This is a genomic window from Actinoplanes flavus (assembly GCF_017592555.1).
Taxonomy (GTDB): domain Bacteria; phylum Actinomycetota; class Actinomycetes; order Mycobacteriales; family Micromonosporaceae; genus Actinoplanes; species Actinoplanes flavus.
Genome location: NZ_JAGFNS010000011.1, coordinates 254,160 through 277,429 on the forward strand (window position 1 = coordinate 254,160; position 23,270 = coordinate 277,429).

At 70.2% G+C, this 23,270-nt stretch carries 19 protein-coding genes, 2 tRNA genes and 1 other RNA gene; 17 read left to right on the forward strand and 5 right to left on the reverse strand.

What is annotated here, in order from left to right; all coding sequences use genetic code 11:
• Positions 1-28: 28 nt before the first annotated feature.
• Together J5X75_RS18945 and J5X75_RS18950 are read right to left on the reverse strand one after the other, a co-directional pair.
• On the reverse strand, positions 29-973 hold the full coding sequence (locus J5X75_RS18945) for a prephenate dehydrogenase (protein WP_208468721.1): 945 nt from the start codon (positions 971-973) through the stop codon (positions 29-31).
• A gap of 10 nt (positions 974-983) precedes the next feature.
• Entirely contained in the window at positions 984-1,712 is a 729-nt protein-coding gene (locus J5X75_RS18950) for a M23 family metallopeptidase (protein WP_238488417.1), read from the reverse strand.
• Between the two features lie 134 nt (positions 1,713-1,846).
• Here J5X75_RS18950 and J5X75_RS18955 point away from each other — a divergent pair, with 134 nt between their 5' ends.
• The 3 genes from J5X75_RS18955 (at position 1,847) to J5X75_RS18965 (ending at position 3,555) form a co-directional block, all read left to right on the forward strand.
• Positions 1,847-2,248, forward strand: a complete 402-nt coding sequence (locus tag J5X75_RS18955; protein ID WP_208468723.1) for a hypothetical protein — start codon at positions 1,847-1,849, stop codon at positions 2,246-2,248.
• A 360-nt stretch (positions 2,249-2,608) separates the two neighbouring features.
• Entirely contained in the window at positions 2,609-3,112 is a 504-nt protein-coding gene (locus tag J5X75_RS18960) for a tRNA adenosine deaminase-associated protein (RefSeq protein ID WP_208468724.1), read from the forward strand.
• Positions 3,109-3,555, forward strand: a complete 447-nt coding sequence (locus J5X75_RS18965) for a nucleoside deaminase (protein WP_208468725.1) — start codon at positions 3,109-3,111, stop codon at positions 3,553-3,555. The genes J5X75_RS18960 and J5X75_RS18965 overlap by 4 nt, the downstream gene beginning before the upstream one ends.
• A gap of 62 nt (positions 3,556-3,617) precedes the next feature.
• Here the strand turns inward: J5X75_RS18965 and deoD are convergent, their stop codons facing one another.
• Entirely contained in the window at positions 3,618-4,331 is a 714-nt protein-coding gene (gene deoD / locus J5X75_RS18970) for a purine-nucleoside phosphorylase (RefSeq protein ID WP_208468726.1), read from the reverse strand.
• Between the two features lie 115 nt (positions 4,332-4,446).
• Between deoD and J5X75_RS18975 the strand changes: the two genes are divergently transcribed.
• The 5 genes from J5X75_RS18975 (at position 4,447) to J5X75_RS18995 (ending at position 10,222) form a co-directional block, all read left to right on the forward strand.
• Positions 4,447-4,536 (forward strand) — tRNA-Ser (locus J5X75_RS18975).
• 343 nt (positions 4,537-4,879) lie between these two features.
• The gene (locus J5X75_RS18980; RefSeq protein WP_183224254.1) at positions 4,880-5,089 is read left to right on the forward strand and encodes a hypothetical protein; all 210 of its coding nucleotides are present in this window, start codon (positions 4,880-4,882) and stop codon (positions 5,087-5,089) included.
• Positions 5,090-5,280: 191 nt separating this feature from the next.
• Positions 5,281-5,622, forward strand: a complete 342-nt coding sequence (locus J5X75_RS18985; RefSeq protein WP_208468727.1) for an STAS domain-containing protein — start codon at positions 5,281-5,283, stop codon at positions 5,620-5,622.
• A 93-nt stretch (positions 5,623-5,715) separates the two neighbouring features.
• Positions 5,716-9,327: a hypothetical protein gene (locus J5X75_RS18990; RefSeq protein ID WP_208468728.1), complete on the forward strand. Its 3,612-nt coding sequence runs from the start codon at positions 5,716-5,718 to the stop codon at positions 9,325-9,327.
• A 421-nt stretch (positions 9,328-9,748) separates the two neighbouring features.
• On the forward strand, positions 9,749-10,222 hold the full coding sequence (locus tag J5X75_RS18995; protein WP_208468729.1) for a hypothetical protein: 474 nt from the start codon (positions 9,749-9,751) through the stop codon (positions 10,220-10,222).
• A 52-nt stretch (positions 10,223-10,274) separates the two neighbouring features.
• On the opposite strand, the gene J5X75_RS19000 is transcribed toward J5X75_RS18995, so the two are convergent.
• Positions 10,275-10,362, reverse strand: a tRNA-Ser gene (locus J5X75_RS19000).
• Between the two features lie 84 nt (positions 10,363-10,446).
• On the opposite strand from J5X75_RS19000, the gene ffs reads away from it, so the two are divergent.
• The 9 genes from ffs (at position 10,447) to J5X75_RS19045 (ending at position 21,802) form a co-directional block, all read left to right on the forward strand.
• Positions 10,447-10,543: signal recognition particle sRNA small type (gene ffs / locus J5X75_RS19005), an RNA gene on the forward strand.
• Between the two features lie 83 nt (positions 10,544-10,626).
• A complete protein-coding gene (locus J5X75_RS46020) occupies positions 10,627-14,244 on the forward strand; it encodes a DNA polymerase III subunit gamma and tau (RefSeq protein ID WP_208468730.1) in 3,618 nt (1,205 codons plus the stop codon).
• Positions 14,245-14,498: 254 nt separating this feature from the next.
• A complete protein-coding gene (locus J5X75_RS19015; protein ID WP_221245901.1) occupies positions 14,499-14,798 on the forward strand; it encodes a YbaB/EbfC family nucleoid-associated protein in 300 nt (99 codons plus the stop codon).
• 3 nt (positions 14,799-14,801) lie between these two features.
• The gene (gene recR, locus J5X75_RS19020; protein ID WP_208468731.1) at positions 14,802-15,395 is read left to right on the forward strand and encodes a recombination mediator RecR; all 594 of its coding nucleotides are present in this window, start codon (positions 14,802-14,804) and stop codon (positions 15,393-15,395) included.
• Between the two features lie 392 nt (positions 15,396-15,787).
• A complete protein-coding gene (locus J5X75_RS19025) occupies positions 15,788-16,783 on the forward strand; it encodes an ABC transporter permease (RefSeq protein ID WP_208468732.1) in 996 nt (331 codons plus the stop codon).
• A gap of 76 nt (positions 16,784-16,859) precedes the next feature.
• Positions 16,860-18,614, forward strand: coding sequence for an ABC transporter substrate-binding protein (locus J5X75_RS19030; protein ID WP_208468733.1), 1,755 nt, complete (start codon positions 16,860-16,862; stop codon positions 18,612-18,614).
• 94 nt (positions 18,615-18,708) lie between these two features.
• A complete protein-coding gene (locus tag J5X75_RS19035; RefSeq protein ID WP_208468734.1) occupies positions 18,709-19,722 on the forward strand; it encodes an ABC transporter permease in 1,014 nt (337 codons plus the stop codon).
• A complete protein-coding gene (locus J5X75_RS19040; protein ID WP_208468735.1) occupies positions 19,722-20,759 on the forward strand; it encodes an ABC transporter ATP-binding protein in 1,038 nt (345 codons plus the stop codon). Before J5X75_RS19035 ends, J5X75_RS19040 begins: the two co-directional genes overlap by 1 nt.
• 2 nt (positions 20,760-20,761) lie before the next feature.
• Positions 20,762-21,802, forward strand: a complete 1,041-nt coding sequence (locus tag J5X75_RS19045) for an ABC transporter ATP-binding protein (RefSeq protein ID WP_208468736.1) — start codon at positions 20,762-20,764, stop codon at positions 21,800-21,802.
• A gap of 55 nt (positions 21,803-21,857) precedes the next feature.
• On the opposite strand, the gene J5X75_RS19050 is transcribed toward J5X75_RS19045, so the two are convergent.
• Positions 21,858-23,261, reverse strand: coding sequence for a calcium-binding protein (locus tag J5X75_RS19050; protein ID WP_208468737.1), 1,404 nt, complete (start codon positions 23,259-23,261; stop codon positions 21,858-21,860).
• Positions 23,262-23,270 lie beyond the last annotated feature (9 nt).

Genomic DNA, 23,270 nt, shown 5'->3' on the forward strand with positions numbered 1-23,270 from the left:
CGGTGGCTTTCTGGCGTCACCCACCACGCTAGGAGATGAAGAGGTCAGATCCTGGCCGCATGGCGACAACCTCGGCGCCGGTCACCGATGTCACCCATCCGCCGGCCCGGCCCAGCGCCAGAAGCGCCTGCACGTCGGCCGTCACCGTCCGGATCGAACCAGGCGCCGGCGGCCAGGCGCGCCGGGCCTGGGAGGCGTGCTCCAGATATCGCGCCAGCTCGGACACCGGATCCCGGAGCAGCAGGTCCTTCTCCAGCTGCTGGAGCTCGCCGATCAGCAGGTGCAGCTCCCGCTGCACGGCGCTCCAGTTGCCCCCGCACATCGCCGCGGTCAGTTCGGGACGGGTCGCGGCCACCCGGGTGCCGTCCCGGAACGATCCGGCCGCCAGCGTCCCGGCCAGCGGGTTCCCCAGCAGCTGCTGCGCCAGCACGGCCGCGAACAGATGCGGCACATGACTGATCTGGGCGACCGCGGTGTCGTGCTCGGTCGCGGTCACCGGCACCACGCGCGCGCCCATCGAGGTGAACAACGCCGCCAGCGACAGCCAGTCGGTCAGGTCGGTGTCGTGCGGCTCCAGGCAGAGCACCCAGGCACAGCCGTCGAACAGGCCCGCCTCCGACGCCGCGAACCCCGAGGTCTCCTTGCCGGCCATCGGATGCCCGCCGACGAACCGGAAACCCTTCATCAGGTCCCTCACGGGACCCTTCACCGAGGTCACGTCGGTCACCAGGCCGTCGTGACCGGCCATCTCGGCGATCACCTCGGGCAACACCGTCAGGGGTACGGCCAGAGCGGTCAGTTCCGTGCCCCGGACCGCCTCGCCGACCGTGCCGGCGACCCGGAACCCGGCAGCGCGAGCCGCCTCCCGGGTGGCCGGGTCGGCGTCGTAGCCCACCACGTCGTGCCCGGCCGCGGCGAGCGCCCGCAGCAGGGAGCCACCGATCAGCCCGAGTCCGATCACCGCTGTGCTCACGACGCAGAGCCTAGGCCTGGCAGTTGTTCTTGCGCTTCCAGGTGGCGACCGACGCGACCGGGCTCTTCTGGCCGTCCTTACGCCACGACGCCAGGTAGGTGTAGGGCCAGACCACGCCGCGCCGCACCTTCCAGTCGCCGGTCTTCGCGCACGGCGGCGAGATGCCGTAGTGCAGGTGGCAGACGTCGTTGGCGTTGCCGGTCTTGCCGGTCAGGCCGAGCAGCTGCCCCGCCTTCACCCGCACACCGGCCCGGATGCCGGACTGCACCTTGCTGAGATGCGAGCCGTAGTAGCGCACCCCGTCGTCGCCCAGGATCGACACCGACAGCCCACCGTTGGCCGGGCCGTCCGGCTTCCCCTCGACGTAGGTGTCGGTGAGGCTCACCTCCAGCACCCGTCCGCTCGTGGTGGCGACGAACGGGGAGCCGCAGTTCACGAAGATGTCGGTCGCCGGGTACTTCGAGTGGGTGTCGTGCCAGTCGACGTTCGACGCGTCGACCGGGAAGACGTACTCGACGTCGGCCGCGGCCGTCGCGCTCGCCGACGGCTTCACCGGCGACGCGGGCGCGCTGGGGGAGGCGCTCGGGGCGGGAGCGGCGCCGGCCGGGGCCGAGGGGGCCGCCGCCGGATCGGCCGAGGACGCCTGTGCCGCCGGGTCGACGAACTGCGGGGTCGAGGCCGGCGTGGCCGACCCGTTGGTGGACCCGCAGCCGGCCAGGCAGACCGCCGCGATCGTCAAACCAGTGAGGGTACGGAGTGAACGCACCGCGACATCCTGGCAGATGACCGGAAATCGTGCAGACCGCGTACCGGTGGAGGGGTTGGCTAGGCTTCATCGGGAGCGTGGCGTGATCGGGAGGAGGCGGGCGACAGATGGCGGACCGGCAAGGTTCCTGGCCCGCGGCCCTGCCGCCACCACCGGGCTACCTTCCGCCGCGCAACGTTCCACCACCGTCCCCGCCGTTCACCGCGATGCCGCAGCGGCCCACCTACCGCGAGCCCCACCCGGTCACCGCGGGCCCGGTCCTCATCGGGCTGTCCGCCACCACGGCCTGGTTCGTGCTGTTCGGCAGTCTCGGGAGCAGCCTGACGTCGTACGCGTGGTGGACCATCGGCGCGGCGCTCGCCGCCTGGGCGGTCGCCGTGTTGCTGGCCCTGTTCGGCGACCGTGGCGTGGCCGTCGGCGTGGCCGTCGCGAGCGGTCTGGCCCTGTCGATCGCGCTGCTGTTCGTCACGTTGCGATGGGTGGCCACCTACGACTTCCCGCTCTGGTGAGACGACCACCACACGTGCCCTCTCGGTAGCCCTGAGCAGTGGTTCTGCCGATGTGGCCATCGACCCTTGACGAACGTCGTACGGCTCGGCACTCTCGGCTTCATGGCCCCCTCGCCAGAACGGCTCGACCCCGATCGCTGCCGTCGACGTCTCGAACTTCTGGCGGCTCTCGCCCAGGCGAAGTCGTCCCGTGAGTCGATGCCCTCGCAACGTCTCCGTGGCATACGGCTCCGCGAGCTGATCGCCACGAGACGTCGCCTGGTGAGCTGACTTCGAGTCCGTCAAGGCGTGGCGCGATGCGCCCGCCGTCGTACCCGCTACCGTCAGGCGCTGAGAGATTAGAGTCGCGTTGGGGGAATCGTGTCGATTTTCGCTGCCGCTGTCGCCCGTGCCAAGAGCGGATGGACGGCGTCGGAGCTGGACCTTTCTGGCCTGGCCGACATCGACGAGGTGGTGGACGCGCTCCGGGATGCCGAGCCGGACGCCGACCTCGCGGTGTTGTTCGTCGAGAGCGACGACGAGTACCTCGCCATCCTGCGCCTGGACGAGGGCGAGGACCTGCGGGTCTTCGGGTCCGACTCGGCCTTCGCCGAGGAGTCGCGGATCGGATCGGTGCTGCTCGGTGAGGTGGAGACACCGGCCCTCGGGCTGGACGACCTGGGGTCGGGTGACGAGGACGACAAGCCGGCCGAACCGGACGCCGACCCGGTCGGTGACGCCGAACTGCTCGGCGATCTCGGGTTGAGCGCGCAGCGCCTGCTCGCCCTGTGCGGCATGGAGGGGATGCTGCCCTCCGACGTCACCGCCGAGATCTGCCAGCGGATCGGCTGCGGGGACGAGATGGAGGAGCTGCGCGAGGCGTGATACGCCGCAGACAGCACGAGGAGTGGATGCGGCGCGCGCTGGCCGTCGCGTCCACCTCGCCCGACGACGTCCCGGTCGGGGCGGTCATCCTCGGCCCGGACGGCGCCGAGCTGGCGTCCGCCGGCAACGAGCGGGAACTCACCGGTGATCCCACCGGGCACGCCGAGATCCTCGCCATCCGCCGGGCCGCCGCGCGGCTGGGCGAGTGGCGGCTCGAGGGCTGCACCCTGGTGGTCACCCTGGAGCCGTGCACCATGTGCGCCGGCGCCCTGGTCCTGGCCCGGGTGTCGACGCTGGTCTTCGGCGCGTGGGAGCCCAAGACCGGGGCGGTCGGGTCGCTCTGGGACGTGGTCCGGGACCGCCGCCTCAACCACCGTCCGGAGGTCTACGGCGGCGTCCTGGAACCCGAGTGCGCGCGGCTGATGCGCGACTTCTTCCGCTGAGCGATCCAAGCTGCTGCCAGCGTTGTCCGAACGGAGTTCGAACAACGCTCACAGCCAGCCGGTCACGCGTCCGCGATCGCTGTCGCGAGACCGATCTTCACCATGTTGCTGAAGCCCTGCTCGCGCTGGGCCGACTCCATCGCCTCGCCGCGCTTGATGTGGTCGCTGACGGTGAGGATCGTCAGCGCCTTGGCGCCGTAGCGGGCGGCGATCGTGTAGATCGCGGCGGACTCCATCTCGACCGCGAGCACCCCGTAGTCGGCGAGGGCGTCGTACAGGTCGGGGCGGTCGGTGTAGAAGGCGTCGGCGGCCAGGATCGGGCCCACCCGGATCGGGACGCCCTGCGCCTCGGCCACGTCCACCGCGGTGCGCAGCAGACCGAAGTCGGCGACCGGCGCGTAGTCGATCAGACCGTCGAACCGGGCCCGGTTCATGTTGGAGTCGGTGGCCGAGCCGATCGCCGCGACCACGTCACCCAGGTTGAGGTCCATGGCGAGGGCGCCGCAGGAGCCGATCCGGATGACCGACTGCACGCCGTACTCGTTGATCAGTTCGTGGGTGTAGATGGAGGCCGACGGCATGCCCATGCCGGAACCCTGCACCGAGACCCGGACACCCTGCCAGGTGCCGGTGAAGCCGAGCATCCCCCGGACCTGGGTGTAGCAGACCGGGTCCTCCAGGAAGGTCTCGGCGATCCACTTCGCCCGCATCGGGTCGCCGGGCAGCAGCACCCGTTCGGCGATGTCCCCGGGCTTGCCACCGATGTGCACGCTCATGCGATTTCTCCGTCTTCCGTGTCGATAAGGACGATCTTGCCAGGTCAGCCGGGTCGCGGCGGGTTATGGGTGACCCGGCGGCAAGCACGCTTGGGCGTCGGGTAACGTACTTCCCGGTGGTGTGTCCGAGTGGCCTAAGGAGCACGCCTCGAAAGCGTGTGAGGGTTTACGCCCTCCGCGGGTTCAAATCCCGCCGCCACCGCCACGAGAGAGCCCGGTCCGATGGACCGGGCTCTCTGTCTTTAAGACCGCGATCCTGTTACGCTCCGTCGCCGGTTGGCGGGTCGGCCGAGCGCCGGAGGCGCGGCTCATCCGTTCGGACGTTCTCCATGATCAGCCCGCATGTTGTAACGGCTGTGTTACGTCGCAGTTCAGAGCATGGAGTCACGGTGCGTAGCCGGACATGCGCGGCCCTAATGCATAGGGTGTCGCGCAAGTCACGCTGGCAAAATATACCGGATCAGACAATGTGGTTCCGACCTGGCGGCGAGAAGAATTCACAGAATCACTCGACCCAGGTTCGTCGATGTCTGTCCTAGATTTGACACGTGAGAGTTGAGCATCACTGGTGGAATGGCGACGTCCGGCTCGCGCGCCGGGACGTCTACGTCCGCACGGACGGCGCGCTCTGGGAGGTCGAGGCCCAGATGGGCGGCCCCGAGGGCAAGTCGAAGGTGCAGCAGTGTCCCGGCAAGGCGTCAGCGATGATCCTGGCCGACGCGTGGCGTGGTCCACGCTGGCGGTGGCGCGAGCTCTAGGAGCCGCGCCAGGAGCCCCCCAAAGGCTGCGCCGCAAATGCTTGACTTTGAACCGGCCAGCCTCGAAACGGGCCGGATCCCACATGGGGTCCGGCCCGTTCGTGTTTGTCTGACGCACGCTCTGTCCGGTGTGTGGCGAAGTTCTGGATCTAGCCTGAAATTCCCATCACACGGGTAGGAAGCCGATCATCATGCACGCCACTGTCACCGATCACCGCTCCGATGTCGCCGTGCTGCACCTGCGCGGCGAACTGGACGCCGACACCGCCGGTCAGTTGTCCGCGGCCCTGGCCGGCCTGCTGGAGCGCCCGGTGCCGCGGATCGTGGTCGACCTGACCGGGCTGAAGTTCTGCGACTCGGTGGGATTGAGCGCGTTCATCACGAGTAAACAGGTGATCTCCGCGCGCGGCGGGTGGCTGAGTTTCGCCGGCGCCAATCCGTTCCTCGCGCAGCTCATGGAAACGGTCGGTCTGAGCCGATATTTTGCGATCTTTCCCGAAGTCGACGACGCGATTGCGGCCGCTCAGATCTAGGCCGGGACGGTTTCGTCGCCACGAATGACCTGGCGTTTCCCGAATGGTGGGAGCTAGGCATCGGGCAATGTGCGCGGCTGCCAAGATCCGCACATGCGCATGAGGCGTTGGAGCGCCGCCCTGCTGGGCAGCTTGTTGATCGCGACCGGACTGCCGGGAGCCGCCCATGCGGCCACCCCGGCGCCGTCGGCATCCCCGTCCCCCTCGATCTCTCCCACGCCGTCGGAGCCGGCGCCCACACCCACACCCACGCTCTCGCCCGAATCCGGCTCGACGAGCTCGACGGGCTCGACGGCCACTCCGGAACCGACGCGGACGGTCTCCTGCGGTGGGGAGATCGCCCTCGGCACGCCGGTCACCTGCGACGCGATCGCCGGCACCGAGCACCACACCTGGACCTTCCGGACCACGGTGGCGAACGAGCGGATCCACACCCAGTTCCACGTCGAAGGTGACACGGCACAGGCCCGGGTGACGGGTGACTCCTGCTTCCCCGGCCCCTACTTCGGGGAATGCGTGATCGCCACCCCCGGCGTGCACACCATCGACGTCTACCTCTACCACGGGCGGGGCACGGCGTCGTACGCCCTGGGCCTGGACTCCCACGACCGGCCGTCCCGCTGCACCACGCTGGACGCCGCCGACTTCACCGTCGACGGCCCGGCACGGACCGGCACACTGCCGCGCGGCTCGGCCGGCGACTGCTACCGGTTCACCGGCACGGCCGGCATGCGCCTGGAGGCCCAGCTCACCGGAACGGCCGCGACCGAGGGCGGGACCGTCGACGTCCGCGGCCGGATCGAGAACCCGGACGGCGAGCCGATCTGCCCGATCCAGTTCGGCGACGGCACCTGCACGGTGGCCGTCGACGGCGTGCACACCGTCTTCGTGGCCGACGAGTACGGCGGCGCGGTCGGCTACCGGTTCCGGCTGGTCCGCACGGACACCCCGGTCGGCTGCGGCACCCTGCGTGAAGCCGGCTTCGGGGACCTCGCCGACGACCAGGTGGCCACCGGCGAGGTCGAGCCGGACATGTTCGACTGCCTCGTGGTACGCGCGTCGGCCGGCCTCAAACGGATCCGCACCGAGGGCCAGCTCGACTGGCAGCTCAGCAACGCCGGCGGGGTGGTGTGCTCCGAATGGGGCGGCGCCTGCGACCTGGCCGAGGCCGGGACGTACACGCTGTGGCTGCGCAACGACGAGTGGGAGACCCACGCGTACCGGGTGGCGTTCCTGAACCTGAACACCGACCAGGGCTGTGCGGCCGCGACCGGCACCGCCTGGGACCAACCGGCCGTCCGGATCACCCCCACGTCACCGTTGCAGGCGTTCTGCCTCCCGTTCACCGCGACGCCCGGCGAGCGGATCCTCTCGTACGTGTCCGGCTCCGGCCAGGCCTGGATCTCCGACCGGACCGGCGCGAGGATCTGCGCCGACCAGGAGTACGACGAGGTGGACGGCTGTGCGCTGCCCGGCTCCGGCCCGTACCGTCTGGTGGTCCTGAACGACGGCGACCGCGAGCTGAGTCACCAGATCCGGCGCCTCTCCGCGCCCACCGGATGCGTGGTCGTGACGCCCGGCTCGTTCGGGACCGGCCCGGCCGGTGCGCCGGACACCAACCGCTGCCGCCTGCTGGACGTCCCGGCCGCCGGCCGCCACCTGGTGCGGGTCGTCGACGCCCGCGGCTACGAGACGTCGGCGCAGGTGTACGACGCCCAGGGACGGGACGTGTGTACCGCCGGGGGCCTCTGCAACTTCCCGGCCGCCGGGCGCTACACGCTGATCGCCGGTTCCGGTGTGACCGAGACCGCGTACGCCACGGTGTTCGCCCGGCCCACCGCCACCGGCTGTGTCCAGGTCTCCGACCAGGGCATCTCCGGCGGCGCGGTGCGGGGCTCGGGCACCGTCGCGGGCGAGACCGACTGCCTGGAGCTGACCGCTTCGGCCGGCGCCTCGATCGGGCTGCTGTACCCGGCGAAGGTGACCGGCGCCGCCCGTCCGGACTGGACGCTGATCAACGCCGACGGCGTCGACCTGTGCGCCACCAACGATTGCGTGCTGACCGGCCGGGCCCCGTACCGGATCCTGCTGAACGCTCCGGACGGCGCGGCCACCGGCGACTACGCCGTGGTCGTGCAGCGGACCGACCGGGTGAGCGGGTGCGCCGTCCTGCCGCAGGGCGCGATCGGCGCCACCGTCGGCGTGGACACCGCCTTCTCGGCGACCCGGTTCGCCACCTGCTGGACCATCCCGGCGGACCGGCACTCGACCGCCGAGATCATCGGGTACGCCCCGGTCACCGGCCACGACGGCTGGGCCTCGATCTCGGTCCGGGACGACACCGGCAAGCAGGTCTGCGGCAGCGCCCGGTACGCCTCCGCCCAGCTCCTGCGCTGCAAGTTCGCGACCGGTAAGGCGTACAGCGTGGTGCTGACCGCCGCGGCCACCGGCTTCCAGTACCGGATCCACCGGGAGGACTACAGCCCGGCCGGAGCGCGGTGCGAGAAGGCGTCGAACACGGTGCTCGGCGGTCCGGCGCTGGCCGGCACCCTGCGGACCGACGACGAGGTGCGCTGCTACCGGGTCACCGCGTCGGCGGCCGACAAATACTGGCTCGGCGTGCGCAGCACCGGGTACGCCGCCCGCTACTGGATCACCGACGCGTCCGGCGCCGACCGCTGCGCGGGGTACGTCGTGCCGTGCCGGGCCGGCGGCTCGACCGCCTACCAGATCTTCGTCTGGCCGGCGGTGGACGGGCAGCAGGTGCCGTACCGGGTGGACACCTGGCGGCTGACCAGCGCTGGGCAGCCGGTCGCCCAGTGCCCGGTGACGGGTGTCGGCCCGCTCGCCGCAACCCTCTCCGACCAGCGGACCGCCGTCTGCGTGTCGGTGCCGGTGAAGAACCGGAGCAGCTTCACGGTGGCGCTGAGCAACACCGGTGGCGGAACCGAGACGCCGGAGCCGTACTACTTCACCACCCTGACCGACGACGGGATCACCTCCTGCTCGATCGCCGAGGGCGGCCGCGGCTGCCAGGTGAACCTGCCGTACGAGCAGCCGTCCGCGATCGCGCTGTTCGTGCTGGCGCCGAAGACCCCGAACGCGAACCTGCCGTTCCGGGCCGAGACCACCTGCGACGACGGGCCCTGCGTCCCCGTCACGCTCGAGCCGTTCCGGAGCCTGCGGGCGCCCGCGGTCACCGGGTCGGTGCGGGTGGGCTCGACGGTGCGGGCCGCGGTGGGTTCCTGGGATCCGGCGCCGGCGTCGTACTCGTACCAGTGGACGGCGAACGGGGTGGTGATCGCGGGGGCGACCGCTTCGTCGTACCAGATCCCGGCCTCTCTGCGCGGGAAACGCCTCGGGGTGACCGTGACCGCGAAGCGTGCCGACCGGATCTCCACCCGGGCGTCCTCGAGCGCGGCGGTGGTGGGTTACGGCGCCGCGCCGAAGGCGTCGGCCAAGCCGAAGATCAACGGCACGGTGAAGGCGGGCCGGACGGTCAAGGCCACGGTGGGCGCCTGGTCACCCAAGCCGACCTCATACCGGTACGAGTGGCGCGTGAACGGCAAGCTGGTCGCGGTGACGTCGTCCTTGAAGATCAAGAAGTCGTGGGCCGGGAAGAGGCTGACCCTGACCGTGATCGCCAAGCGGACCGGTCACTACGACGGTCGCGCCGTCTCCGCCACCTACAAGATCAAGAAGTGAAGGAGGCGAGGGCCGGCGCCGATCGGGAGCCGGCCCACGCCCGCACTGTTTTCGTCACCGACAATAGACCCGCTCCACCGGCCGGCCGACGCCGGGTCCGCAACGACCGAAGGCCGGGCCGGCCGGCCCGGCCTTCAACGTCTGCCCTGGTGAGGCCTGGCTGGATTCGAACTCCGTTCCGAGTCCGCGGCATCCACCGCGTCGAGTGGACGCCACCTTCGATCATCAAGGGATGTCGATGAAACCCCGCGTTCGCGCAGTAGGCGCCGTGCTGGCATGGAGCATGCTCGCGTCCTGTGACGCCGGCGATGCCCAGCCTCCGTCCAGTCTTCCCTCGGCGGCGCCGCCCGCGTCGTCGAGTGCCGTCGCATCCGGGCAGCCATCGCCGGCGCCGTGTGCTGTCGAGACTCGGCCGCGCTGGTTGCTCACCGTCGGCGACACGTGGTCGACGGCCGAGCTCGACGGGACGTACAAGAAGGCGTTCCAGCTCGGCGAAGCATGCGACGGCGGGCCGGCATGGCCGGAGAGCTGCGAGCTGCTCGATGACTTCCTGCTGGACGAGGCGTGGCCCGGCTACCGCACCGAGGGCGCCTACTACATCGCCGGCATCACTCTCCTCAACCAGTCCGGCAAGAGCATCGAGGAGCACATGCTGCTCTTCACCTCACCCGCCAGCGGAGGTCTTCGCATCCTCGCCGATCAGGCGGAGAAGTGCGGAGCGACGCGGAAGAGTTCGGCGGGGGAGACGGTGATCTATCGGTTCCCGGCGGAGAAGGCCTGGCAGAAATACCTGATCCTCCAGCGCACGGTCGCCATCCAACTCACCGTGCCGGACGACGCCATGGCACCCGAGATGATCAAGAAGGCGCTCCGCCGCGCGGCGGAGGCCGGATAGCGAGAAGGCCGGACCCGCTGGGTCCGGCCTTGCATGTTTCCGCTGGTGAAGCTGGCGGAGGATACGAGATTCGAACTCGTGAGGGTGTTAACCCAACACGCTTTCCAAGCGTGCGCCCTAGGCCTCTAGGCGAATCCTCCGTGCGCCAGAATACAGAGGCTCTCCGGTCCGGCACGCGCGGGGAGGGGGTCTGTGTGGCACGCGGCGTACCGGGTAGGCTTGTGATCAGCCCCTCGTGCGGCGTGTATCTCGTGAACCTCCCCAGGGCCGGAAGGCAGCAAGGATAAGCGGGCTCTGGCGGGTGCACGGGGGGTCCTTTCGTTTCCGGTCCTCTTCCGGGGCGCGCCGTTTGTTCTTGTCAGACCCTCGACGGAGAATGACGCGGTCTTCAGGAGGTGGCAGGAGTGGCTCTCGCCCTCTATCGCAAGTACCGTCCGCGCACCTTCGCCGAGGTCATCGGCCAGGAGCACGTCACGGAGCCGCTGTCGCAGGCGTTGCGCAGCGGGCGGCTCAACCACGCCTATCTCTTCTCCGGCCCACGGGGCTGCGGCAAGACCTCCAGCGCCCGCATCCTGGCCCGCTCGCTCAACTGTGAGCAGGGTCCCACCCCCGAGCCGTGCGGAGTCTGCACCTCCTGCCGGTCGCTGGCCAACGACGGCACCGGCTCGATCGACGTCATCGAGATCGACGCGGCCAGCCACGGTGGTGTCGACGACGCCCGTGAGCTGCGGGAGAAGGCGTTCTTCGCGCCCGCCAACAGCCGCTACAAGATCTACGTGATCGACGAGGCGCACATGGTCTCGTCGGCCGGATTCAACGCGCTGCTCAAGCTCGTCGAGGAGCCCCCGGAGTATGTGAAGTTCATCTTCGCCACCACCGAGCCGGACAAGGTCCTCGGCACCATCCGCTCACGGACCCACCACTACCCGTTCCGGCTCATCCCGCCGCCGGTGCTCCGGCCGTACCTGCAACAGCTCACCGACGCCGAGGGCGTCACCGTCGAGCCGTCGGTGTTCCCGCTGGTCGTGCGGGCCGGCGGCGGCAGCGCCCGGGACAGCCTGTCGATCCTCGACCAGCTGATCGCCGGCTCCGGCCCGGAGGGCGTCACCTATCACCGGGCCGTCGCGCTCCTCGGCGTCACCGACGTCACCCTGATCGACGAGATGTGCGACGCGCTGGCCACCGGCGACGGCGCCGCCGCCTACGCCACCATCGACCGGGTCGCCGAGGCCGGCCACGAACCCCGGCGGTTCGCCTCCGACCTGCTCGAACGCCTCCGTGACCTGATCATCCTCCAGCAGGTTCCGGACGCGGTGGCCAAGGGCCTGATCGACGGCCCGGCCGACCAGCTGGAGGCGATGGCCAGGCAGGCCGACCGGCTGGGCGCGGCCACGCTCTCCCGCTGCGCCGACATCCTGCACGACGGCCTGGTCGACATGCGCGGCACGACCGCGCCCCGGCTCCTGCTGGAGCTGCTCACGGCGCGCATGCTGCTGCCGGGGGCGGAGGCGTCGTCGGCGGCCCTGCTCCAGCGTCTGGAGCGCCTCGAGCGGGGCGTCACCCTCACGCCGTCCGCGCCCGTCGCGGCCTCGGGTCCGGCTTCCGCTCCGATCGGCGCCGCCGGGCCGTCCGCTTCCGATGAGGTACGCGGTGAGCACCCGCCCGCGAGCGACGCGTCCCGGGGCGCCGCGGCCGGTGGCGGTGCCGGTGGTGGCGCGAAGGCGGCCGCGATGGCCGCTGCCCGAGCCGCCTCGTCCCGGCCGGGCCCGGCTGTCGTCCGCCCGGTCTCCCCGGCGGCCCCCGCTTCGTCCGCAGCGGAGGCCGTTCCCGCTCCGTCCGCCGCGCAGGGCGTTCCAACTTCTCCCGCCGCGCAGGGCGTTCCCGCTTCTCCCGCCGCGCAAGCGGTACCCGCGCCAGCCGTTCCCGCTCCGGCCGCGCAAGCGGTTCCCGCTCAGGCGGCCGGCGGTCAGGCGGACTCTCCGGCGCCGTCCGGTGTCCAGCAGGCCGATGTGGCCGGTTCAGAGCCGGACTGGAACGGTGTCGCGGACGGGCGACCGCACCCCGGAGCCGCCGGTCCGGTGGAGGACGACTACGACGAAGAGCCCCCGTGGGAGGACGAGCCGCCCGCGCCCCAGGTCTCCGGCTTCGATCGCGTGCGGGCCGTCTGGGAGCGACTCGGGCAGAACAACCAGCGGGTCAGCGCCGCACAGTCGCACGGAGTGGCACTCGGCCGTGTCGACGGCCAGGATGTGATCATCACGGCGCCGACCGCGGGCCTGGTCGCCCGGATGCGGAACCTGAACGAGCTGCTCGCCGACGAGTTCGCCAGCGCACTCGGCGGTCGCTGGCAGGTCCGCTGCGAGGTCGGCGACCCGCCGGGTTCCGGTCCGGCGCGCGGCACGTCCGGCAACAACCGGTCCGGCGGCGCCAACCGCGCCCACACGGCGGCTCCGGAACGCAACGCGGGCCCGGAACGCAACACCGGCCGCTCCGAGCCCCGACCGTCCCGTCCGGCGCAGCGCGGCCCGTCCGCCGACGCCGACGACGACTGGCCGGCGGCCCGCCCACCTGCCCCGGGCGACCCGGCACGCGTCGCGGACGGTCAGGGCCCCGCAACCGCCGGCCGGCCCTCCACAGGCCCGTCCGGCGGCGACGACTGGCCGGCGGCCCGCCCGCCTGCCTCGGGTGACCCGGCACGCGTCGCGGACGGTCAGGGGCCCGCAACCGCCGGCCGGCCCTCCACGGGCCCGTCCGGCGGAGACGACGGTTGGCCGGATCCCGCCCGGCCTCCACAGGGCGGCGGCGAGGCCTGGCGAGCCCCGTCTCCGGATTCGGGCCGGCCCGAGCCCGCCCGCCCGAGCGCGACGGACCGTCCCGCGCAATCAGCTCATCAGCACCCGGACTCCTCGGCAGCGGGTGGCGACGGCTGGCCTGAGCCGGCTCGCCCGCCTGCCCCGGTTTCGGGCGGGGCGGGTGCCGGTGAGAGTGGATGGCCTGAGCCGGTCCGCCCGCCTGCCTCGGCTTTGGGCGCGTCAGGGGCCGGTGAGGGCGGCTGGCCGGAGACCGCGCGTCCGCCCGCCTCGGCGGACCGCTCCGGAGGGTCGCGTCCGGGTGATCCGGTGCGAGCCGGGTCCGCGGCGGGCGACGATTCCTGGCCCGAGCCGGTCAGGCCGGGTGGCGGACGATCCGGCTCGCCGGCCCCGGCGAGCGCGTCAAACGAATGGCCGGAACCCGCCCGGCCAGGGAATCCGGCGGCAAGTGCCGGGTCCGGGGCATCAGCGGGTGGTGTCACGACGGGGCCTTTCGTGGGGTCGGTAGGACCTTCCGTCGTGCCGGGGGCTTCCCCGGCGTCTACCGGGCATCCTTCGGCATCTGCGGGGGACCCGGGAGTCTCCGGTGGGCATCCTGCGGCGACTGCGGGATCTCCCGGGACCTCCGGCGGGCACGCCGCGGCGGCTGCCGGGGCCGCCGGGGCGCCGGCCGGGATCGCCGGGGCGCGGGCGGCGGTGGGAGCAGGGCCTTCCACGACGGGGGCGACGGCGCGACCGGTGGGAGGTGCGGTCGGGGGCGGCTCGGCGTTCGGCGGGGCGGCGGTCCCGGCGACCCCCGCGTCGGCACGTTCGGTGGCTCCGGCGGTGCCCGCACGTCCGGCGGCTCCTGGGGCGCCTGCCCGGTCGGCTGCCATGGAGGCGGCGCGCGCGGCCGCGCGTACCGGAAAGGATGCCTCTGGGGGTGGCGCCGCGGCTGCGCGTGCGGTTCTGGCCGGGGCGCGTGGCGCGGGGCCGGCGCGGCCCGCGGCCGGTGGATCGTCCTGGTCCGACGGGTCGCCGACGGAGGAGGCGCCCTACGACCCGGAGTACGACGGCCCGCCACCGTCGGGCGCGGGCTTCGACGGGTTCGATCCCGGCGATGAGCCGCTCGACGACGTGATCGACGAGAAGACGGCCCGGCAGAGCAGCGAGGAACAGGCGATGCAGCTGCTCCGCGCGGCCTTCGGCGCGGAGAAGATCGGCGAGCTCTGAGGCGGCCAGCCCACGACGAGAAGGGCCTCTGCGCGGCGGCTGGTCGCGGGGCCGGTCTGGTCACGGTGTGGCGGGCGACCGCTGTCCTGTCCGGTCCGGGCGGTGGCACGGGGTGTCCGGCGGCATCGTCCCGGGCATGGAGAGGGTGGCGGTTACGCTGACGGCGGTAACGTCGACCGCCGTGCGGTATTGACGGTTGACTACGGAATCACTAGTTGAGGAGCGGTGCCATGCGCCCCGGTGCACAGCCGAACATGCAGCAGATCATGAAGCAGGCGCAGAAGATGCAGCAGCAGGTCGCGCAGGCGCAGGCCGAGCTGGCGGCGGCGGAGCTGACCGGCACCGCGGGCGGCGGCCTGGTCACCGTGGTGGTCACCGGTCTCGGTGAGTTCAAGTCGGTGAAGATCGATGCGAAGGCCGTGGACCCGGAGGACGTGGAGACGCTGGAGGATCTGGTGCTCGCGGCGATCCACAACGCGGCCGAGGCGCAGCGCGAGCTGGCCGAGTCGAAGATGGGCCCGGCCACCGGCGGCTTCTCCCTGCCGGGGTTCTGATCCGTGTACGAAGGCGCCATCCAGGACCTGATCGATGAGCTGGGCCGGCTGCCGGGCGTGGGCCCGAAGTCGGCGCAGCGCATCGCGTTCCATGTCCTCTCCGCGGATCCGGCCGATGTGAACCGGCTGGCCACCGCGCTGCGCAAGGTGAAGGAGCTGGTCCGCTTCTGCACCACCTGCTTCAACGTGGCCGAGTCGGAGCAGTGCCGGGTCTGCCGGGACACCCGCCGTACCAATGAGGTGCTGTGTGTGGTGGAGGAGCCGAAGGACGTCGTGGCGATCGAGCGGACCGGGGAGTTCCGGGGCCGCTATCACGTGCTCGGTGGGGCGATCAATCCGCTCGAGGGCATCGGGCCGGACAATCTGCGCATCCGCGAGCTGCTTCTCCGTCTCGGGACGGGGGAGGTGCGGGAGCTGATCCTGGCCACTGATCCGAATACGGAGGGTGAAGCGACTGCGACCTATCTGGCTCTGTTGGTGAAGCCGATGGGGATCGCCGTGACCCGCCTGGCGAGTGGGCTGCCGGTCGGCGGCGATCTGGAGTACGCCGATGAGATCACTCTCGGTCGCGCATTTGAAGGGCGACGCGCGGTCTGAATTAACCTCTTGTAACGGTGCAGTAACGCAATGCCCCGGTATGGCCGGTATCGACGCCTTATAGGAATACTTTCCGTTTGTTCGGAATCTAGGTCACAGCAATATCACGGAGGAGACACGGAACCGTCCGTGTGCGGTCCGTGAGCTTGACCCGAGGTACCGCGCTAGGTGAATGTTCCTCTCGATGGCGGCCACACCCGCCGTCGAGTGCCTTCGTGGCGTCGGTCTGATCTGGGCCGGTGCGACGGGGGTCGGCACTCGAGGCATGCGTTAACCGATCGGTTGCCGTTCGCTGCGTGGGCCATCGTCATCGGTCAGGGCCCCGTGTGCCCGTGCCCGGTGGCCGTGGACTCCTGCCGTTCGGTCGGCCGGGAGAGGACCGGACACTTCACATGGTCGTTGGACCCGGCACGGTCTCGGACCAGCTTCCGGTGGTCCCGGACCCCGCTGAGGGGACGGCTTCCGGCAAGGCCATCGAAGGCCGCTCTCTCGGGCGCATCGCGTGGACCCGCCTCAAGCGGGACCGCGTCGCGATGGCCGGCGGATCGGTCGTCGTCTTCCTGATCCTGGTGGCCGTCTTCGCGCCGTGGATCGTGGACGCCTTCGGCCACCCGCCGAACGAATTCCACCAGAACCTGATCGACACCAGCACCCTCGTCCCGAAGGGTGGCACCGGCATCAGCGGTGAGCACCTCTTCGGCGTGGAGCCGCAGAACGGCCGGGACATTTTCAGCCGGGTCGTCTACGGTGCACGGATCTCGCTGCTGATCGCCTTCCTGGCGACGCTGCTGTCGGTGGTCATCGGTGCCACCCTGGGTGTGGTGGCCGGCTACTTCGGTGGCTGGGTGGACTCGCTGATCAGCCGTGCGATGGACGTGTTCCTGGCGTTCCCGCTGCTGGTCTTCTCGATCGCGCTGGCCGGTGTCATCCCGGACGAGGCGTTCGGGCTCTCCGGCGACGCGCTGCGGATCTCCCTGCTGATCTTCATCATCGGGTTCTTCAGCTGGCCGTACATCGGCCGGATCGTTCGCGGTCAGACGCTGTCGCTGCGGGAGCGGGAGTTCATCGACGCGGCCCGGAGCCTCGGCGCCCGTGGCCCGTACGTGATCTTCAAGGAGATGCTGCCGAACCTGGTGGCGCCCATCCTGATCTACGCGACGCTGCTGATCCCGACGAACATCCTGTTCGAGGCGGCGCTCTCGTTCCTCGGTGTCGGTATCCGGCCGCCCACGGCGAGCTGGGGCGGGATGCTCTCGGAGGCCGCCCGGTTCTACACGGTCTGGCACTTCATGTTCTTCCCGGGTATGGCGATCTTCATCACCGTGCTCGCGTTCAACCTCTTCGGCGACGGCCTGCGTGACGCGCTCGATCCCAAGGGGCGGCGCTGACATGGCGCCGATCGCATTCCCACCAGCCGTGCGGTTCGGACCCGAACCGTTCCACCAGGGAGGTTGCTGAAAAGTGATGCGCAAATCGAGAGCGCTGGTGGCCGGTACGGCCGCGCTGGCGCTTACTCTCTCCGCCGCCGCGTGCGGCGGGAGTGATGACAAGGGGTCGGACAGCTCCGGGGGCGCCAAGCCGGAGTTCAACGCGGCTCTGACCCAGGTCTACAACCCGTCGGACAAGAAGGGCGGCACCATCCGCCTGGCGAACTCCGGCGACTGGGACACCCTCGACCCGGGTGAGACCTACTACGGCTACTCGTGGAACTTCCTCCGCCTGTACGGCCGTGGCCTGCTCATGTTCAAGCCGGTTCCGGGCGCCGAGGGCAACACGGTCACCCCCGACCTGGCCGAGGGCCTGGGCACGCCGAGCGACGGCGGCAAGACCTGGACGTACAAGATCCGTAAGGGCGTCAAGTTCGAGGACGGCACCGAGGTCACGTCGAAGGACGTGAAGTACGCGGTGCTGCGCTCCATCGACAAGGAGACGTTCCCGAACGGTCCGGCGTACTTCGAGGGCTTCCTCAACCTGCCGGCGGGCTACAAGGGCCCGTACAAGTCCAAGGGCGTCAACACCGACTCGGCGATCACCACGCCGGACGACCAGACGATCGTCTTCCACCTGAAGCAGGCCTTCGGTGGTTTCGACTACTTCGCCGCGCTGCCGCAGACGGTTCCGGTTCCGGAGGCCAAGGACACCGGCGCCAAGTACAAGGAGCACGTGGTCTCCACGGGCCCGTACAAGTTCGAGACCAACGAGCTCGGCAAGAGCTTCAAGCTGGTCCGTAACGACAAGTGGGACGCGGCGACCGACCCGAACCGCAAGGCGCTTCCGGACGCGTACGAGGTTCAGCTGAACGTCAACGCGGACGACATCGACAACCGGCTGCTCTCGGGCGACCTGGACGTCGACGTGGTGGGCACCGGCGTGCAGCCGGCGACCCTCGGCCGCGTGGTCGGCGACCCGACCCTGAAGGCCAGCACCGACAACCCCACCCTGGCCCGGCTCTGGTACACCTCGATCAACCCGACGGTGGCCCCGCTGGACAACATCGACTGCCGTAAGGCCATCGAGTACGCCGCGGACAAGGTCGGCTACCAGACCGCGTACGGCGGCCCGCTCGCCGGCGGCGAGATCACCGGGACGATCCTGCCCCCGATGATCCCGGGTTACGAGAAGTTCGACCTGTACCCCTCGGCCGACGGCACCGGTGACGTGGCCAAGGCCAAGGAGCACCTGGCCGCCTGTGGCCAGCCGAACGGCTTCGAGACCAACATCGCGTACCGGGCCGAGCGCCCGAAGGAGAAGGCGACCGCCGAGGCGCTGCAGCAGTCGCTCGCCCGGGTCGGCATCAAGCTCACGCTGAAGCCGTTCCCGCAGGGTGACTACTTCTCCCAGTACGCCGGCAACCCGCCGTACGTGAAGAACAACAAGCTGGGCATGAACCTGAACGGCTGGGGCGCGGACTGGAACGACGGCTTCGGCTTCCTGTCGCAGATCGTGGACAGCCGGGTCATCCGGGAGACCGGTGGCTCGTCCAACACCAGCGTCCGGATCCCCGAGGTCGACCAGCTTCTCGACAAGGCCTCCGCGGAGACCGACGCCGCGAAGCGTGACGCCTACTGGGCCCAGATCGACAAGCGCGTCATGGAAGAGGCTGTCATTCTTCCCGGCGTCACCGCGAAGAGCCTGCTCATCCGCCCGAAGACGCTGACCAACGTCTTCGTCAGCGACGCGTACAACATGTACGACTACCTGTCGCTGGGTGTCGCGTAACCCGTTCCCGACTCGCACTACACCTCGATAGGTAGGTGAAGGCAGCAGGCGGCCGGCCCGGAGACCCCGGGCCGGCCGTCCTCAGCCGGACTCTGTGATCACATACATCATCAGGCGTCTCTTCGCGGCAGTCGTGCTGCTCTTCATCATCAGCGCCGCCACTTTCGGGATCTTCTATCTGATCCCGCGCCTCGTCGGGGCGACTCCGGAAACGCTCGCGACCCGCTACGTGGGCCGTGCCGCGACACCGGAGACGGTTCATCTGATCGCCGAGAAGCTGGGCTTCTACGACCCGCTCTGGCTGCAGTACGGACGCTGGGTGAAGGCCATCTTCGTCGGCGCCGACTACAACCTGGGCGCGACGGTCGAGCACTGCCCGGCCCCGTGTTTCGGCTACTCGTTCATCACCAAGCAGCCGGTCTGGCCCGAGCTGGTCGACCGCCTCCCGGTGACCCTGTCGCTGGCCATCGGCGCCGCGATCCTCTGGCTGCTCCTCGGACTCTCCATCGGCACGCTGTCGGCGCTGCGCCGGGGCTCCTTCCTGGACCGGTCCGCGATGACCTTCTCGCTGGCCGGCGTCTCGATGCCGATCTTCTTCACCGGCATGGTGTCGCTGCTGGTGTTCAGCTACACGCTGGACTGGACGGCGCCCGGCGGTAGCTACACGCCGTTCACCGAGAGCCCCAGCGAATGGGCGTACGCCCTGCTGTTGCCGTGGCTGGTGCTCGCGTTGCAGTTCTCCGCCCAGTACGCCCGGCTCACCCGTGCGGGGATGCTGGAGACGATGGGTGAGGACTACATCCGTACCGCGCGGGCCAAGGGCCTGCGGGAGCGGGACGTCAACGTCAAGCACGGCCTGCGCGCCGCGCTCACCCCGATCCTGACCATCTTCGGTCTCGACTTCGGTCTGCTCCTGGGCGGCGCCGTGCTCACCGAGCAGGTGTTCTCGCTGCCCGGCCTGGGCAAGTACGCGGTCGACGCGATCACCAACAACGACCTGCCGAAGGTACTCGGCGTGACCCTGATGGCCGCGTTCTTCGTGGTCGTCGCGAACCTGATCGTGGACCTGCTCTATGCGGTCGTCGACCCGAGAGTGAGGCTGGGCTGATGCCGGACGGGCAGGCTTTCCTCGAGGTCAAGGACCTCAAGATTCACTTCCCCACCGACGACGGCGTGGTCCGTAGCGTCGACGGGCTGAACTTCAAGCTGGAGCGCGGCAAGACCCTCGGCATCGTGGGCGAGTCGGGCTCCGGCAAGTCGGTGACCAGCCTGGGCATCCTGGGGATCTACAACCACCGTAACTCGAAGATCTCCGGTGAGATCTGGCTGGACGGCAAGGAGATCGTCTCCGCCTCCCAGGACGACGTGCGCAAGCTCCGCGGGAACCAGATGGCGATGATCTTCCAGGATCCGCTGTCCGCGATGCACCCGTACTACACGGTCGGTCACCAGATCGTGGAGGCGTACCGGGTCCACCACAACGTCTCCAAGAAGGTGGCCCGCAAGCACGCGGTCGACATGCTGGGCCGGGTCGGCATCCCGCAGCCGGACCGCCGGGTGGACGACTACCCGCACCAGTTCTCCGGTGGTATGCGGCAGCGCGCCATGATCGCGATGGCGCTGGTCAACGACCCGCACCTGCTGATCGCCGACGAGCCCACCACGGCCCTGGACGTGACCGTCCAGGCCCAGATCATGGACCTGATGCACGATCTCCAGGCGGAGTTCAACTCGGCCCTCATCGTGATCACCCACGATCTCGGCGTGGTGGCCGAGCTCGCCGACGACGTGCTGGTCATGTACGGCGGCCGCTGCATCGAGTACGCCTCCGCCGCCACCATCTTCGAGCAGCCGGAACACCCGTACACCTGGGGTCTTCTCGGTTCGATGCCGCGGATGGACCGTCCGGTCCAGGAGCGGCTGGTGCCGATCGCCGGCTCCCCGCCCTCGCTGATCAACCTGCCGAAGGGCTGCGCCTTCAGCCCGCGCTGCGTGTACGAGGAGCGGACCGGCGGCCTGGGCACCACCGTGGTGCCGGAGCTCACCCGGGCCGGCGGCACCAACCACCTGGTCCGTTGCCACCTCCCCACCGAGGAGCGGCAGCGACTCTGGGTGGAAGAAGTGAAACCGAAGCTGGAGGCCTAGTCATGACCCAGGAACCACTGCTGGCGGTCAAAGGGCTGGAGAAGCACTTCCCGATCGTCAAGGGCCTGATGCGCCGCCAGGTCGGCGCGGTCCGCGCGGTCGACGGCATCGACTTCGAGGTCTTCAAGGGCGAGACGCTGGGTCTGGTCGGCGAGTCCGGCTGCGGCAAGTCGACCACCGGCCGGCTGCTCACCCGGCTCCTCGAACCGACCGGCGGATCGGTCACCTTCGAGGGCAAGGACATCACCCACCTGGGTCAGGGCAAGCTGCGCCCGTTCCGGCGGGACATGCAGATGATCTTCCAGGACCCGTTCTCGTCGCTGAACCCGCGGCACACCGTGGGCGCGATCGTCGGGGCGCCGTTCCGGATCCAGAACGTCAAGACCGAGCACGGCATCAAGCGGGCCGTGCAGGACCTGCTCAAGCTGGTCGGTCTGAACCCGGAGCACTACAACCGGTACCCGCACGAGTTCTCCGGCGGGCAGCGGCAGCGCATCGGCATCGCCCGTACGCTGGCTCTGCGCCCGAAGATGATCGTCGCCGACGAGCCGGTCTCGGCCCTCGACGTGTCGATCCAGGCCCAGGTCGTGAACCTGCTCGAGGACCTGCAGAGCGAGTTCGACCTGACGTACGTGTTCATCGCGCACGACCTGTCGGTGGTCAAGCACATCTCCGACCGGGTCGCCGTGATGTACCTCGGCAAGATCGTCGAGATCGCCGACCGGGACGAGCTGTACAGCCGGGCGCGTCACCCGTACACCGTGGCTCTGATGTCCGCGGTCCCGGTGCCGGACCCGGTCCGCCGTGATCGCGCGCAGCGCGAGCGCGTGCTGCTCACCGGCGACGTGCCGAGCCCGATCAACCCGCCGTCCGGCTGCCGGTTCCGCACCCGCTGCTGGAAGGCGCAGGACATCTGCGCGACCGAGGAGCCGCCGCTGATCGAGCGGCTCGACGACCCGTCCGGCCACCTGACCGCGTGTCACTTCCCGGTGACCGACGACGAGGTGGTGGCGGGCCGCCGTCCGGCGGTCACCAAGGCCTGAGGTACGAGAAAGGGCCGCTCCCGGATCGGGAGCGGCCCTTCTTCGTACCCGGCGATCAGAGCTCGCCGTACTCCTTGAGCACCGGAACACTGAACGGCTTCGAGTATTCGCAGTTCACCACGGTACCGACGACGCAGTTGTCGCCGGTCGCGGTGGCGTTGTCGCCGCCGTCGAGGAGGTCGGCGCTGCCGTCCGTGGCATCCCCGCCGGACAGGGCGTCGTCGCCGGCCTCGCCGTAGACCTTGTCCAGACCGGCGCCGCCGACCGTGACGTCGTTGCCGCCGGCGCCGCGGATCATGTCGTCACCCGCGAGGCCCACGAGCAGGTTGCCGCCGCCGCTGCCGGTGAGCACGTCGTTGTAGGCGGAGCCGTAGATGTTCTCCACGTCCGCGCCGACGGTGTCCCGCTCGCCGGCCCGGCCGTCGTCGGCGGCGCCGTCGAGGTCGACGATGACCGGTCCGGAGTGGTGGGTGTAGTTCACCGTGTCCGAGCCGGTGCCGCCCAGCATGAGGTCGGCGCCCGCGCCGGTGTCGAACCGGTCGTCGCCGGCGCCACCGTAGAGCTTGTCGTTGCCGCCGTAGGTGTCGCGGAACCAGTCGTTGCCGCCCCCGCCGACCAGAACGTCGTCGCCGTTCTGGCCTTGCAGCAGGTTGGGGCCGTTGCCGCCGGTCAGCCGGTCGTCGCCCCAGCCGCCGGTGAAATCATCGATGCGGGTGAGGGTGTCGCCCTCGCCCTTGCGGCCGTCGTCGCGCTTGCCGCTGTCGGAGTCGGCGGTGACCGCCTTCCGGCGGTGGAAGTAGGAGACCTCGTCGATACCGGCGCCGCCGTCGACCAGGTCCGCGTCGGCCGACTTGGTGTCCCTGCCCTGCGCGTGGACGTCGTTGCCGGCGCCGCCGTACTCGCGGTCGTTGCCCTTGCCGCCCTCGATGAAGTCGTTCCCGGTGCTGCCGTAGATCACGTCGTTGCCGTCGTGACCGTAGAGCCGGTCGTCGCCGCCCAGACCGTAGATCCGGTCCGCGCCGGTGTCGCCGTGCAGCTCGTCCTCGCGGGGGCCGCCGGTCAGCCGGTCGTTGCCGCTGCCGCCCCACGCGTGCAACCGCAGGCTGGACTTGTTGACGACGCTGTCGTTGCCGGAGCCGAGCCCGACCCGGACCTTGGCGATCGGCTTCGGGTCGGTGCAACGGACCCTCGTCTTGTCGCCCTTGACCGCATTACAGCCCTTGCCGGCCTTCACGGTCACCCGGTCGTCGATGGTGATCACACCGCTGTTGCCGCTGACCACGACCGCGTTGGTCTTACCGGAGCCGGCGGTGTAGATGACCTTGGGGCCGCTGGAGTCGAAGGCGATGTAGGCCAGGCCGGTGGAGGCCGCCTGTGCCGGGCCGGCGAACGCTCCGGCCGCGGCGGTGGTGCTGAGCAGCGCCACTCCGGCTCTGGTCAGCCAGGTGCGACGAGACATGTGCATGGT

Coding starts and splice junctions, on each gene's coding strand:
- J5X75_RS18955 (WP_208468723.1), top strand. CDS start 1,847: ATGGCGGACCGGCAAGGTTCCTGGCCCGCGGCCCTGCCGCCACCACCG.
- deoD (WP_208468726.1), bottom strand. CDS start 4,331: ATGAGCGTGCACATCGGTGGCAAGCCCGGGGACATCGCCGAACGGGTG.
- J5X75_RS18985 (WP_208468727.1), top strand. CDS start 5,281: ATGCACGCCACTGTCACCGATCACCGCTCCGATGTCGCCGTGCTGCAC.
- J5X75_RS18990 (WP_208468728.1), top strand. CDS start 5,716: ATGCGCATGAGGCGTTGGAGCGCCGCCCTGCTGGGCAGCTTGTTGATC.
- J5X75_RS19015 (WP_221245901.1), top strand. CDS start 14,499: ATGCAGCAGATCATGAAGCAGGCGCAGAAGATGCAGCAGCAGGTCGCG.
- J5X75_RS19025 (WP_208468732.1), top strand. CDS start 15,788: ATGGTCGTTGGACCCGGCACGGTCTCGGACCAGCTTCCGGTGGTCCCG.
- J5X75_RS19030 (WP_208468733.1), top strand. CDS start 16,860: ATGCGCAAATCGAGAGCGCTGGTGGCCGGTACGGCCGCGCTGGCGCTT.
- J5X75_RS19040 (WP_208468735.1), top strand. CDS start 19,722: ATGCCGGACGGGCAGGCTTTCCTCGAGGTCAAGGACCTCAAGATTCAC.
- J5X75_RS19045 (WP_208468736.1), top strand. CDS start 20,762: ATGACCCAGGAACCACTGCTGGCGGTCAAAGGGCTGGAGAAGCACTTC.
- J5X75_RS19050 (WP_208468737.1), bottom strand. CDS start 23,261: ATGTCTCGTCGCACCTGGCTGACCAGAGCCGGAGTGGCGCTGCTCAGC.